12 protein-coding genes are annotated in these 13,582 nt (G+C 42.9%); 5 read left to right on the top strand and 7 right to left on the bottom strand.

From position 1 onward, the window contains the following. The first annotated feature begins 521 nt into the window (after window positions 1-521). The 3 genes from V5G28_RS02795 to V5G28_RS02785 all read left to right on the top strand — a co-directional run bounded on the left by V5G28_RS02795 (window position 522) and on the right by V5G28_RS02785 (window position 3,216). A complete protein-coding gene (locus V5G28_RS02795; protein ID WP_332996707.1) occupies window positions 522-674 on the top strand; it encodes a hypothetical protein in 153 nt (50 codons plus the stop codon). Window positions 675-1,206: 532 nt separating this feature from the next. Next, window positions 1,207-1,842, top strand: a complete 636-nt coding sequence (locus V5G28_RS02790) for a GNAT family N-acetyltransferase (protein ID WP_332996742.1) — start codon at window positions 1,207-1,209, stop codon at window positions 1,840-1,842. Between the two features lie 819 nt (window positions 1,843-2,661). After that, entirely contained in the window at window positions 2,662-3,216 is a 555-nt protein-coding gene (locus V5G28_RS02785; protein WP_332996705.1) for a hypothetical protein, read from the top strand. Window positions 3,217-3,426: 210 nt separating this feature from the next. Here V5G28_RS02785 and V5G28_RS02780 read toward each other — a convergent pair whose 3' ends face one another. The 5 genes from V5G28_RS02780 to V5G28_RS02760 form a co-directional block, all read right to left on the bottom strand. After that, complete coding sequence (locus tag V5G28_RS02780) at window positions 3,427-4,581, bottom strand: histidinol-phosphate transaminase (protein WP_332996703.1); 1,155 nt, start codon at window positions 4,579-4,581, stop codon at window positions 3,427-3,429. 197 nt (window positions 4,582-4,778) lie between these two features. Then, window positions 4,779-5,420 (bottom strand): YqiA/YcfP family alpha/beta fold hydrolase, encoded by a 642-nt coding sequence (locus tag V5G28_RS02775; protein ID WP_096570031.1) that lies wholly within the window; start codon window positions 5,418-5,420, stop codon window positions 4,779-4,781. Continuing rightward, window positions 5,420-6,823, bottom strand: a complete 1,404-nt coding sequence (gor, locus tag V5G28_RS02770) for a glutathione-disulfide reductase (RefSeq protein ID WP_332996701.1) — start codon at window positions 6,821-6,823, stop codon at window positions 5,420-5,422. The genes V5G28_RS02775 and gor overlap by 1 nt, the downstream gene beginning before the upstream one ends. Window positions 6,824-6,946: 123 nt before the next feature. Next, window positions 6,947-8,296: a glutathione-disulfide reductase gene (gorA, locus tag V5G28_RS02765; protein WP_332996699.1), complete on the bottom strand. Its 1,350-nt coding sequence runs from the start codon at window positions 8,294-8,296 to the stop codon at window positions 6,947-6,949. 199 nt (window positions 8,297-8,495) lie between these two features. Further along, window positions 8,496-10,586 (bottom strand): cation:proton antiporter domain-containing protein, encoded by a 2,091-nt coding sequence (locus tag V5G28_RS02760; RefSeq protein WP_332996697.1) that lies wholly within the window; start codon window positions 10,584-10,586, stop codon window positions 8,496-8,498. Window positions 10,587-10,939: 353 nt separating this feature from the next. On the opposite strand from V5G28_RS02760, the gene V5G28_RS02755 reads away from it, so the two are divergent. After that, entirely contained in the window at window positions 10,940-11,230 is a 291-nt protein-coding gene (locus V5G28_RS02755) for a hypothetical protein (RefSeq protein ID WP_332996695.1), read from the top strand. Window positions 11,231-11,306: 76 nt separating this feature from the next. Here the strand turns inward: V5G28_RS02755 and V5G28_RS02750 are convergent, their stop codons facing one another. Further along, entirely contained in the window at window positions 11,307-11,507 is a 201-nt protein-coding gene (locus V5G28_RS02750) for a hypothetical protein (RefSeq protein ID WP_332996693.1), read from the bottom strand. Between the two features lie 149 nt (window positions 11,508-11,656). Between V5G28_RS02750 and V5G28_RS02745 the strand changes: the two genes are divergently transcribed. Further along, complete coding sequence (locus V5G28_RS02745) at window positions 11,657-12,391, top strand: hypothetical protein (RefSeq protein WP_332996691.1); 735 nt, start codon at window positions 11,657-11,659, stop codon at window positions 12,389-12,391. 38 nt (window positions 12,392-12,429) lie between these two features. Here V5G28_RS02745 and V5G28_RS02740 read toward each other — a convergent pair whose 3' ends face one another. Further along, the gene (locus V5G28_RS02740; protein ID WP_336229536.1) at window positions 12,430-13,569 is read right to left on the bottom strand and encodes a quinone-dependent dihydroorotate dehydrogenase; all 1,140 of its coding nucleotides are present in this window, start codon (window positions 13,567-13,569) and stop codon (window positions 12,430-12,432) included. Between the last annotated feature and the right edge of the window lie 13 nt (window positions 13,570-13,582).

The following is a 13,582-nucleotide window of genomic DNA, read 5'->3' as shown; positions in this document are numbered from 1 at the left end:
GGGGCGGCGCGGAGTGGGGTGCAGTTAATGTGGAAATCATAATTAATTAGCCGGACATGATATGACTGCTCACAATCAAAGCTTTTACTGATACCCAATTGCCTCAATAGCTTATGTAGATTCCCATTTACTTTGGTGCACCCCAATTACATTGATGCTAAGCTTTCACCTTATATAGCAATCCTAAATGATAAGCCCTGAGTCTTTACGGATACGCTCTTGCAACGCAAACGCGCAGCGTGCGCCCTTAGCGCTCAGGTTAGGAGGAGGTATGGACTTTGCCTTCGGCTACGTAAAATTCTCTGTTCTGTGTTCTCTCTTTTCTTGGCGTTCTAGGCGTCCCTACGCTTTGATCGAGGGCAGGCTTGGCGGTAATAATGTAATAAATTTTATAAATCAAATAGGACTGCTATACAATAATTGCTTATACCAATTCTTTATGAAGATGCATAGAATATTAAAAAACGTAGACGGGCAGCGGCGTGCCGCAGGCTACCGCCAAGACGCCAAGAGCGCCAAGAATGGAGGTTATTTATTTAGTGCAGCTTCACATCAAATTGGTATTAGTTGCTAAACTTCTCCTTAGCGAACGAGAACTGTCAAACAAGGTATCCAGCACTCAAGGATGGCTGAAAAATCAACTTGTTGCCACATATGCAGTTTTCCCACCGTAGCAGTAACATTAACATTTGCACATAAGTTTTATTTAGAGCAATCATGGTAAAGTTTGCAATACAACAATAAAATTAAAGAGCAAAGTAAACAGCAAAGTATACTATTGAACAAATACCCACTAGCAATTTAGCAATCACGACGATCAGCCCGCTATGCTGAATCATTGCCCATAGTATAGGGTTCATAAGGACTCAGTCCTGAATTCTCAAAAAGTCCACCAGTTCCCTTGCATAAGTCAAGAACGAAACTTTTTCAATCATTGCTTTTATCCTACTAGGCACACAGCAATGTTTTGCTTAGAAACCAGATTTTGCCCTGATGTGTTTGTCAAAAAATTTTGTAGGCAATTCTTGTTGCAACATATTATACTACAAAAAACAGTGCGAGCTATGTTGCTATTTTGCTGATTGTTGGATATGCTCTGAAGCTTAGGTATAGAAGAACAATATCCAGTATCTATGAGCGAATTTAAAGTTTTCATACAGGTTTGATGGTGTTTTAGGAAATTTGAGAATATTTCTGTAGCATAAAATCAAAACTAAAGTAGCCTTGAAACCCTCGTTTTTTCACTCATCTCATCAAGAACCAGTCTCAGCCGCCGCCCTCCCAGCTTCCAGCCAATTCCAAATTCGTGCGGCGACCGCTGCTGATTTGACTAGTATGGCCCAAATTATTGCCGAAAGCTTTCACTCGCAAAATGGTTTATTCGGGTGGCTTTTTCCATTATTGCGTTTGGGTATATACGAAGATTTAAGGCATCGTTTGGCATCTCCTGCGCCTCATCACGTCTGTTTAGTTGCCGTTGACAGGGCTGCTGATGCCGCAAGTAACTTAGTTGGAACTGTAGAATTGGGTGTGCGTTTTAGTGATTCTTGGATACAAAGCGGTAAAAGTTTTCCTTACTTGTCTAATTTAGCTGTACACCCAAAATACCGCAGACAAGGCGCTGCTTCTGGGTTACTCACAGGTTGTGAAAAAGTAGCCCTTTCCTGGGGATTCCAAGATTTATACCTGCATGTTTTGGAAGATAACCATCACGCTGGGCTGCTCTATTCCAAGCTGGGATATCAGGTGCATAAAGTCGAATCTCATTTGGATGCATTCTTTTTAAGACGCTCACGCCAGATTCTTTTGCACAAGCACCTAAATCTTGACTCAGCTATTTGAATTCTCTTTTTTTGTGAGTCTTATGCCGTTTGGTGTAGGCTTCTAATATTTTTTGGTGCTAGCTTAACTGATAGCTTGAGTATATAAGGTAAGGCTATAGCATCTTCACATATCCAAAATTAAGATATTTGACGGTAACTAGAATACAATGGTCTCTTTAGGCACCATACATACACATAGAGGCTGCCATAAAGAATATTTTTATGAAAAATTTAGCTAAATTAAGTAAATATACTTGAAATAATATAATAATTTTTTTTATAATGCTTATATGGGTGTATAGCTATTAAAAAATATTTACAACAAGTATTTATAGAGTTTTTTATTATTATACAATATTTCTACCGTTAAAAAATAAGTAATGCTTTTTCTATAAAGATATTTATTAAAATATTAAAACAAAAATATTTATTTTTATTTATTGAAAGTTTTATGTATTGAGACGGGAAATATTAGATAATTAATCTAGTATTTAAATAAGAAAACAAATAGCAAAAATGTTCTATTTAAAAAAGACTATACAGTTATGACATCAGGCAAATAACGCTGATTTATTTTTCAAATCCTTACAAAAACTTCGTATTTTAGATATTTATCTTTATAAAAACTTTAACAAAATCCTCCTTGAGTTGAAGACAAATGCAGTTAAATCTCATAAAATATGATTACTCAATTACGAAACAAGGTCTATTTATTCTTACTCCAATTCACAAGCCAATTCCTAATAGTAAGAAAAACACAAAACGCTGATCGCGCAACAAATTCGTTTTCTATCTAAAGTGCAGCCAATTACCAAACTCATTCAAATTTTGAGAAAAGATGGATAGCGAAAAGCATCAACGCTATCAGACTGCCATGGTATCTACTTATTGTCCTGACACCAGTTTCCTTGACTATATTGTCATGCCAGATGGAACTGAGCAATCCTATGGCTCGGATCTTCTAACCATGCTGCTCAGTGGAAAAGTTTTCATGGTTAACAGTCGTAGGCGGAATGGTTTAATACTGTTCAAACGTTACCATGCTGAATTTGCTGGTCCTGGGGCGGCTGTAGGCGGCGATTACGACCGTGATTGTCAAGGAGCATTGCCCATAGGCAACCTGTCGTTATTAAATCCTGAGTCTCATGAGGAACGCCAGAAAGCGTACTTAATTAGGCGACAGTGGATTCGGTTAATCAAACAAATTACAGAAAACCCAGTACCAGCACAGCGAGTCCAGAAGATCCTAGACCAATTTGAACAATACTTTCCACCAGAAATGGTGACTCAATTGCCGGATGAAGCATTTGCCCTTTTAGTGGGCGTGCTGCCACAAACGGTGGCAATATTACGCCGTTTGGGCAGTGACATAGATGGCAGTTTTGATGAGTGAGTTTTAGCTGTTTTTCCTTGGATAACGCACAAGTCGAAACAGATGAATTTTACATATCTAACACCTACGAGAGTTTCATAAGTCGTAACAGAGTGCTTTTGTCTTAATATCTGTCAAAAACCTCTTGGGTAAAAATGATTTTGTCTGGTGCTCTACGCTTTAGATGCAAACAAAAAGACAAAAAAAAGATTTTTGCAAGAAATCTAAAGATTAAAATTTATTTAAATCAAGTAAAGCAGCTTGTAGCCGATTGAGTGTCCGGGCATTTTCCTGGGGAGTCCCTACAGTAATTCGCAATCCTCCGTTAATTTGCCGCACTAAAGTGCCAGCAGCTTTAAGATTTTGGTGAATAATTTTTACAGCAGCGTCTTGTGAGTGAGAACCATTTGTTTTGAGATGCACGTAAACAAAGTTCGTCGCGCTTTCCCAAACTTGTAATGTTGAGTGTTGAGATAAAGCTTGAATGAGTTTGGCTCGTTCATTGAGGGTTTGGGGAATTGACTCCAACAGGAGTGTGCGGTTTTCTAGAGCAACTGTTGCTGCCGCTAACGAGAAGCTGGGAAGATTATAGGGTAAGCGAACTTTTTCTAAAATGGCGATCAATTCAGGATGGGCAAGGCAGTAGCCTACTCGCAATGCAGCTAATCGGAAAGCTTTAGAAAACGTGCGTAACACCACCCAGTTAGGACGCTGTGCTAATTCAGCAGCAAGAGTGTGCTGACTAAATTCAAAGTAAGCTTCATCAATGACGACGAGAATATGCTCGTTCAGGCTTCTGATCCATGCTAACTCTGTCGTTGTTAAGGGATTCGCAGTGGGTGAATTGGGATGAACGACAAAAACTGCCCGGATGGGAGGATTTTGAGTTTGTTCTATAGCTACTTGGGCTGCTTGTAAATCAATTTCAAAATCTGCCTTTCTCCCTACCGTCACAACAGGAATGCCCAGAGTTTGCGCTAAAATAGCGTACATGGAAAAAGTAGGTTGAGCAATCAGAACGCAGCCCTCTGCCCCTAAACAACTCGCAATCAGTATCGAGCGTATCAGTTCATCTGAACCATTACCAACGGAAATATGGGAAGCACTGAAAACAGATGGCGAGAGGTTCGCTGACTCATTGACATATTGAGCGATCGCACTCTTGAGTTCTTCATGTCCGCCATCAGGATAACGGTTCGTCTCAATCAGTTGCTCAAAAGTCCCAGCCAATTTTTCTTTGATTTGTGGTGGCAAATCGTAGGGGCTTTCATTCGTATCCAGGCGATCAATTTGCGTTGATGGCTGGACACCTTGAGCAGTATTGCTGCTGGGGTGAGGTTTGTAAGCGGTAAATTGGGCTAAATCTGACCTAATAAATGGCAGCATGATTAGTCATTAGTCATTGGTCATTGGTCATTAGTAAAAAATAATCAACAAATCACTAAGTACAGGTTTGCATTAATTCGTAGCGTTTTAAAACGCAGAGGGACGCTGAGTCAGCGCAGAGTAACGCAGAGCCTTTCTGAAATTAATTCGTTACGAACTTGTGAAATTCTGTACTAAGAATTTTTGATTATACACCTTCACGGTAACTGGCAGAAGCTCCGAATTGCCTGCCAAATTTCTGACATAACATTACCTAAACCATGATCACTGTCGAGTTCCATGAACTCTACCCAAGGACGCTTTTGAGCAAAGTCCCGACTGGCTTGAATGGGAATCACATCATCGTGTCGTCCATGCAGGATAAGAGTGGGGATAAGGCGTTGCAATGCTTCCTCTTTGTATTGACTAGCGTCTTTTACGAAATCGTAACTTAGAGGAAGTTTTTGCTCCTCGCCATAGTGATAAACCATGAGATATTTTTCTTTTTGCCAACGCTGTACCGTCTCATCTCCTAACTTCGATAACCAATGAGATAAGAACCCAAAAGCTGGTGCTAAAAGGACGAGACGTTGCACTTGTGGATATTGCTGTCCCAGATGGGCGGCTGTCAAACCCCCTAAACTGGAACCTATCAGCGTGACTGGCGTAGAATTATGACTGAATTGGGACGCAACTTGAGTCAGCTGCCGAGTAATTGTTAAGTGAGAAAAATCGCCAGCATTCAAATCGGGAATTTTCAGCTTGATATTTGCTTGTGCAAAGCAAGTACGTATGTATTCTGCTTTGGCAGAATGAGGACTTGATGCAAAGCCGTGAAGGTAGATGTAGTGCAAAACAATTACCGCATGGTGACGAATTCTTCTGCTGATGTGGGATGGATACCAACAGTCGCATCAAAGTCTTTTTTGGTTGCGCCCATTTTCACAGCGATCGCCACGCCTTGAATAATCTCACCTGCGCTTTCACCCACCATGTGAGCGCCTAGCACTTTGTCGGTGTTGGCATCCACTACCAACTTCATCATTGTCTTTTCTGATGCACCTGTCAAACTGTGGAATAACGGGCGGAAGCGAGTGCGATAGGTTTTGACTGCGTCGTCTCCCAATTGAGAACGTGCTTGTGTTTCGGTCATACCGACTGTAGCGGCTTCGGGTGTGGAAAATACAGCTGTGGGAACATCTTCATGGCTAAATACACGGCGGTTGTTGCCAAATTCGCTATCTGCAAAAGCACGACCTTCGCCTATGGCTACAGGAGTAAGATTGATTCTGTCAGTAACATCACCTACAGCGAAAATATTCGGTTGAGAAGTTTGGCTGTATTCGTTAACAGCTATAGCATTCATGGTGCTGTACCCAGGTCCTTCGATGGAGCTGGGAACGATGTCAACTCCAGCGTTTTCTAAATTTAGTGCTTCGATATTAGGCGATCGACCTGTTGCAACTAAAAATACGTCGGCAATGATTGGTTCAGTATGTTCTCCAGATAACGTCAGCTTTAAGCCTTCTGGTACGCGTTCCACCGCTTCTACTAGGGTATTCTTGATGAATCGTACTCCGTGGTTGCTCATCCCTTCTTGTATCTCAAGCCGGATGTCTTCATCAAAACCTTTCAAAATCAAATCTTTGCGGATAATTTGCGTCACCTCACTGCCTAATCCACGCATAATAGAGGCAAATTCGCTGCCAATATAACCAGAACCAATGATGGCGATATGTTTTGGTTGTTCTTTGAGGTGAAAGATTTCGTTCGAGGTGATGGCATATTCCATCCCTGGTAAATCTGGTTTGATCGGACGTCCTCCCACAGCAATCAAAATTTTATCTGCTGTGACTTTTTGTCTTTGTACAGACGCGCCATGGCGCGTCTCAACCTCTACAGTGTGCGGATCGATCAGCGTAGCGCGACCTGGAATCAGTTGAACTCCTGCTTTTTCTAGGAAGTTGATGTGCAGTTGTGACAGTCGCCGAACTTCCTTATCTATTGTTGTGATGAAATGTTCCCAATCGAGTTGTGCTTTACCTACCTTCCAGCCATAGCCTGCTGCATGATCAAATAATGCCGGAAAGTGGGAGCCATAAACCATAAGTTTTTTGGGAACGCAGCCACGAATCACACAGGTTCCGCCCACCAAATCATTTTCGGCGATTGCTACTTTTGCCCCATAGCTTGCAGCGCGTTTGGAAGCAGCCAAACCCCCAGAACCGGCACCAATGACAAATAGGTCGTAATCATATGTCATATCAAGCTTTCCTTCTAGCATAATCAAAAAAATTTGATACCACTTTACCGACGAAACTCACATCTCGTAGGGTAAGATGGTATCCTTTTGAAAAAGGTCTTGAGGCAGGACTAATTTATTCCCTTAAGGGGACATAAGAAGAAACTCCTCAGCCGTTGTTGGATGAATGCCGATTGTCTCATCTAGGTCTTGCTTGGTAATACCCTTACGAATGGCAACAGCGAGACTTTGAATAATATCTGCTGCATGTTCACCAACCATGTGAGCGCCTAAAACACGCTCAGATTCACCTTCAACAACTATCTTAATGGTAGCTTGTTCGTTCTTATCAGTCAGTTGAGAGAGTAAAGGTTGAAAGCGATCGCAGTAGCATTTGACAGATGCACCAAATTTTTCGCGTGCTTTTGCCTCGGTCATACCTACACTTGCTGCTTCTGGGCGAGCAAAAACAGCAGAAGGCACTTGCTCATAATCGACTTTTTGCGGTTTTTTGCCAAAAACTGTATTGACAAAAGCAATACCTTCTGCCCTAGCTACTGGGGTTAATTGCAAACGATTTGTGCAATCACCTACGGCAAAAATATTTTCTGCAGTTGTGCGGCTGTATTCATCAACTTGGATTGCACCTTTTTCCCCAACTTCTACTCCAGCATTTTCTAAACGAAGGTTTTTGGTATTTGGGGCGCGCCCTGTAGCAACGAGTATAGTGTCTGCTGCAATTGTTTTTCGAGAGTCGCCAGTCGTGGTTAACAGCAGTCTTTCTTCTGAGTATTTGATTTGTTTAGCGGTGCTGTTGCCAATAAAGCGAATTCGCCGTTTGCTCAAACCTTCTTGAACGCCAATGCGGATGTCATCATCAAACCCTGATAAAATTGTCTCATCTTGATCGATAACTGTAACTTCACACCCAAAAGCATTCATCATGCTGGCAAATTCCACACCAATGTAGCCACCGCCAATAATTGCTAACCGTTGAGGTAAGTAGGGTAAGTGAAACATCTCGCGGGATGTGATGGCGTATTCAATGCCTGGGATGTTTGGTTTGATGGGATACCCGCCTACAGCAATTAAAATCTTGTCAGCTGTATATTCGGATTGATTAATCTCTACAGTATGAGCATCTCGCAAGGTGCCATCACCCCGAATGAGTTCAACTCCTGCTTTTTGCAACTGTTCAAAATAGGAGTGATGAATGGTTTCGATGTGCTGGTGTACGGAGTTGAGAAATTTTGTCCAGTCAAAGTAAGTTTCGCAGTCACTCCAACCGTAGCTTAGCGCCATTTGGTTTTGCAGCGCCAAGTCAGCAGCTTGGACAATCAGTTTTTTGGGTACGCAACCGCGATTGACACAAGTGCCACCAATCGCTTCTTTTTCAGCAATAGCGACACGCGCACCGTAGCTTGCTGCTTTTTTAGCTGCTGCTAGTCCTCCAGGACCAGCACCAATTACAAACAGATCGTAATTGAATGTCATGACTTTCGGGAAGAATGAAGAGCGAAAAACGGCTTTTTGGTTCTATCTTCGACTTATTCCAATCACAAGAGCATCTATCTTGATTTTGATTTCCATTGCTACTGGCACCAATTCATACCTAAGGCATAGGGTACACGTTTTTTGTTTTTAGTTCTTTTCAGGAAATGACACATCCTCCTATCGAAAGAAAATAATAAAGTTATACAGTAGTAGAAGATAAATTTTTGACAGTCACTCTGGCTTTACGTATACTCCCTTGGTAGGCTTGTGGCTCTCCTAGCAGCACTACCGAACACTGGAGTTGCCGTACCACGTCAGTCGTAACATCGCTGACGGCAACTTGACCTATACTTAAGCGACGACGACGCGATCGCAGGACGACAAGGTCACAGGATTTTGCTGTGTTGAGGATGGCACTCACCACATTATCCGCTGGCATAACTTTAATGTTGGTACGGCTTTGGGGGAAATGTCGGGAAACCAGCAGATCCAATTGCGATTTCATCCAGGCAATGCGGGCGTTTGAGGTACGGCGATCGCACACGTGCAGCAGCGTTACCTCTGCTTGATTGGCATCCGCCAGAATCTGAGCAAACCGCACAATCCGCACCGATTCTTGGGTGAGATTTTCAATAGGTATCAAAATACTGTGGATGTTGCTAGGGGAATCTAACAGACGGGTAACAGCCACAGGGCAATGAGATGCCCAAAGAACTCTATCAATGACACCACCAAACAGCCTGGCACGCAATCCTGTAGTTATGCCCCAGCCCATGACAATCAAGTTAGAGTTTTCCTCTCGGCTGGCGTGGCTAATACCTTGAGCAATACCCTGGTCGATGCGTGCCACAGGTTCCACTTCTACCCCAAATTCCCGACCAAGGTCTACAGCATTAGACAGAAGGTTTTTGCTTCGCTGGATGTCATTCTCCAACTCTGGTGCGTCCATGTGTAAATGAGCAGGCGTCACCGCCAAGGCGACTACTTTACCTGATTCGCGGCGCACAAACAGTGCCGCCATTTCAATTAAATTCCTTTCTGTTTCCGGGTTCCGAACAGGTACAACCACTGTCAACGCCTCGGCTGGGTCATTTTTCCAGTCAAGCATTGACTCAGTTGTTTCAGGAGTCGTGTCGCTTACGGTCAGCCCAGCCGCACTTCGGGCAGTGATTAAAGGTCCTAATGTCGCTGTCACTATCATCAGAACAATCACGGCATTCAGCACATTTTCAGTTAACAACCCTGCGCGATAGCCTACCAAAGTCGCCGCCAGCGTAGCCGCCACTTGTGGCAGAGATAGCGACCACATCGTAATCATCTCACGCCAGTTGTAGCGGTAAACCAACTTTGCCAGAAGTGCTGCTGCAAACTTACTGCTAATTAAACCTACTAAGATAGCCAAGGTCAGCCAGATAGAACTAATGCTGCTGATAAATGCCGGAATATCAATCAACAAGCCCAAGCTAACGAAGAAAATTGGGATGAACAGGACATTACCGACAAAGACCACCTTTTCTTTCACAGGTCCAGAACCGATAACCTCATTTACCGCTAATCCTGCTAGGAATGCCCCGACAATCTTTTCTACCCCAATAACTTCTGCTCCCAGTGCAGAAACAAAGACCACCAGCAGGATAAACAAAAATTGGTTTCCTTCTTCGTCTCCGGTTCGCCGAAAAAATTCATGCCCCAACCACTTAAAGCCGAACAGGATGATCGCAGAGTAGATAACTAGCCCCAGGAGCAGCTTGACTAGGCTAAACGTGGAAAATTCTCCTTGATGGATACCAATACATACCGCCAGTACCAGCAGTGAGCCGATGTCTGTAAAGATGGTTGCACCGATGGTGACAGTCACAGCTTCATTGTTAATCACTCCCAGCCGACTGATGATTGGGTATGCCAGCAGGGTGTGGGAGGCAAACAAAGAACCTATCAAAACAGAGCCATTCCAACCAAAACCAAACATCCGCCCCACTATTGTTCCAACAATCAACGGCACAAGGAAGGTAAACGTACCAAAGCCGATGGAACGATGCTTGGTTCGCTCAAACTGCTCCATGTCAATTTCCAGCCCCGCCACAAACATCAGGTAAATTAGACCAATGCCAGACAGTAGTTTGAGGGTTTCCGACTCATTATTGAGAAGATGAAATCCATGCGGTCCTAGGACGACACCTGCTGCAAGTAACCCCAGCAATCCAGGCAGCTTCAGTCGCTCAAAGATGAGAGGGACAATTAAGATGACCGTTAACAGTATGGCAAAAGAAACAATAGGTTCTAGATGCATTGATAACTCCTCACATAAGCTGCGGCTAGTTATTTGGTTAAGTACTTATTCATATCAAACTCACAAAAATTTATCTTCTGTCTTGGGATTGTATTGAGATTACAAGTGTAGAAATCTAGTCTTTAGGTTAGGAGATATAGTGCAAGCCTATCTAAATAAATTTTTCAATTATTTTTTCAATTATTAAGCGACACGCATCATACAAAACGGTATTTTTATAGACCATTTCTTGATTAAGTCGTCAAGATTGCAGGTTTAATACTCAAACAGGTCGGTAAATTATTATAGGGTATGAAGTCCGAAAAGCAATGCAATTTAACTTAGCTAGCCTGGTTTGGTGCAAAATTTTTAGTATGAAAAGCATCGAAGCTACAAGAACTTACCTGCAAATGCTATCACCCAATGAGCATAAGTCAGTCGTGAATATTGTAGGCGATCGCGTACATATCACCCAAATTTTTGATTGTCCTGCATCGTTCTACCGTTATCTGTATTGTGAAGTTGGACGTGAGTATCATTGGGTAGACCGTCGCAATTGGTCTGCTCAGCAGATTCAAGCCCACCTGAGTCAACCAGGCATTTCATTGTGGGTGCTTTACCTAAAATCCAGCAGCACTCACCAACTACCTAAAACGGGGATTTAAACCATTTCTCCGGGAAACATATGTTGTCACAACACGCGCACAGCCGAATACAGCAGCCACTCAAGGGAATCATGCTCTAGCTGTTTGTGAAATTGAGAACCATACACTCACAGAGTGGTTTGCTCGCCTGTGTTATGACGGCACAAAAATCCTCTGTCAATTCATGTTTGCCAGCATGGTAAGTACTTTTTGCCCTACCAATCAGCAAACAACGCCGCAGCAACTTCCAAAAACCACCATCGAACATCGAGTGCAATCTACCTTCCACGCTCCACATAAACTGCTTTGCTAAAAGGAGCTTACACCCTTGGTTAGATTTTGCCAGGAAAAATTTTTGGCAAATAGACAAAGTATTACAAATAATGTCCCCAATTTTTGCCAAGATATATTATTATTTCCAAACACAATCACTTGGCAGTCATCGGCATGAGTGAAAAAACAATAGAAACCTACGGCAAGGGTTTTCTAGTTCTACTTTTGCCTATTTCGTTCTTGATTATTTTCCTTGTTGCTACCTGGCGAATTTGGTTGGGTATCATCCTGCTCGTCCTGACTTTCAATGTCTGGCAACTTTACAGGTGGCAACAGTGGTGCCAAAAAGTTAACCCGACTTTCCATCAACTGATTCGGGAAAACCAAGGCAGGATTACGCCAATGGACTTGGCAATCAAGGGAAATTTTCCTGGCGAAGCAGCAAAACGCTATCTAGATACGAAAGCAGCAGAATTTGGTGCCAGCACCAGTAACTCGGAAGACGGAAGCAAAATCTATTACTTTATCACAGCGAGTACTTTAGGTAGCATACTTGACAGTAGCGAACCACCGAAAGAACTTGCTCCTCAACCAGTTGCCCAGCACGCCCTACCATTTCTAGCACCACCGCCACCCCAGGCACATCTGGAAGAACCAGAACCTGAATTACCACCGCAGCAGTCTACCCCAGAGGAAGCAAAAAAACCGCTGGAAAAACAATTGATTTTTGGCTCTCTGATTCAATCAGAACTTGCCAAGCGCCTCAATGTTTATTCCAGCACTGTTTATAAGCGGCGAGATGATCCAGATTTTCCAGAATGGAGTCGCACTAGGGATCCGGATGGCGTTGCTTGGAAATACTCAAGGAAAACTAAAGAGTTTTTCCCGGTTGAAGAAAGTAAAAGTTAAAAGGAAAAAGGCAAAAGTTCAAAGAAAGAAATTTCTTTTTACTTTTCCATTTTTCCCTGTAAACCTACAGCTTCTGAGATGGAATTTAATCCCGTTTGTTCTAGCTTAGACAGCAAACCTTTAAGAATATGGCGGTTCATGGCTGGACCTTCGTAAATCCAGCCTGTATATACTTGAATGAGGCAAGCACCAGCAGTGATTTTCTCCCAGGCATCTTCAGGAGTAAAAATGCCGCCAACGCCGATAATCGGTAATTCACCTGCTGTTTGCTGCCAAATAAAACGAATCACTTCGGTGGAGCGTTCCCTGACTGGGGCACCGCTAATACCACCAGCTTCTTGTTGAGGTGATTTGCCAGTTTGGGGAATCACTTGTGTTTTTAGTGCATCCCTACGGATAGTGGTGTTGGTGGCAATAATCCCGGCTAATTGATAGGTTTTTGCCAAGGAAATAATATCGGCGATCGCCTCCCATTCTAAGTCTGGAGCTATCTTGACAAAAATAGGTTTTTGTGTAGTATTTTCCTGTTGCAAAACTTCCAAGATAGAACTGAGCATGGCGGCATCTTGGAGCGATCGCAACCCAGGTGTATTAGGTGAAGAGACATTGACGACAAAATAATCTCCGTAATCCTTGAGTAAGCGAAAACTATTGAGATAATCCTTTGCGGCTTCTTCTAGAGGAGTTATCTTAGATTTTCCCAGATTGACACCTATAGGTATAGACAAGTTTAATTTCCTAACTTCTGCCAACCGCACTGCCATTGCTGCTGCACCTTGATTATTAAAGCCCATACGGTTGAGAGCAGCATTGTCCAATGGTAAGCGAAACAAGCGAGGACGGGGATTTCCTGGTTGTGGGTGAAAAGTGACAGTTCCCACTTCTGCAAAACCAAAGCCAAGTTTTGACCAAATTGGGACTGCAACGCCATCCTTATCAAACCCAGCCGCCAAACCTAAGGGGTTGGGGAAGCGTAGCCCGAAAAGATTTTGTTCTAGACGTGGATCAGACAGGCAAAATGACTGCTCTAGACGTTGGTTGATCCAGCTTGCAGGTGCTTGGTGGTCAGTTTTTCCTAACCAGTTTAAACTACGCATCGTTGAAGCGTGCAACCACTCTGGATCTGCTTTAAGCAAAGTGAACAAGAGGGGACGAAGTGCATCTTTATAAATATCCACAATCCAAAATTTA

Origin of the sequence: Scytonema sp. PRP1 (genome assembly GCF_036697665.2) — a bacterium.
Lineage (GTDB): Bacteria > Cyanobacteriota > Cyanobacteriia > Cyanobacteriales > Nostocaceae > Kalymmatonema > Kalymmatonema gypsitolerans.
The sequence above is the reverse complement of the archived record's forward strand: the minus strand, read 5'-3'. Positions and strand labels throughout refer to the sequence as shown.

Bases quoted from the DNA above. Each gene is read 5' to 3' on its own strand.
- V5G28_RS02745 (WP_332996691.1), top strand. From the start codon at position 11,657: ATGAGTGAAAAAACAATAGAAACCTACGGCAAGGGTTTTCTAGTTCTA.
- V5G28_RS02795 (WP_332996707.1), top strand. From the start codon at position 522: ATGGAGGTTATTTATTTAGTGCAGCTTCACATCAAATTGGTATTAGTT.
- V5G28_RS02755 (WP_332996695.1), top strand. From the start codon at position 10,940: ATGAAAAGCATCGAAGCTACAAGAACTTACCTGCAAATGCTATCACCC.
- gorA (WP_332996699.1), bottom strand. From the start codon at position 8,296: ATGACATTCAATTACGATCTGTTTGTAATTGGTGCTGGTCCTGGAGGA.
- V5G28_RS02750 (WP_332996693.1), bottom strand. From the start codon at position 11,507: ATGTGGAGCGTGGAAGGTAGATTGCACTCGATGTTCGATGGTGGTTTT.
- V5G28_RS02760 (WP_332996697.1), bottom strand. From the start codon at position 10,586: ATGCATCTAGAACCTATTGTTTCTTTTGCCATACTGTTAACGGTCATC.
- gor (WP_332996701.1), bottom strand. From the start codon at position 6,823: ATGACATATGATTACGACCTATTTGTCATTGGTGCCGGTTCTGGGGGT.
- V5G28_RS02785 (WP_332996705.1), top strand. From the start codon at position 2,662: ATGGATAGCGAAAAGCATCAACGCTATCAGACTGCCATGGTATCTACT.
- V5G28_RS02780 (WP_332996703.1), bottom strand. From the start codon at position 4,581: ATGCTGCCATTTATTAGGTCAGATTTAGCCCAATTTACCGCTTACAAA.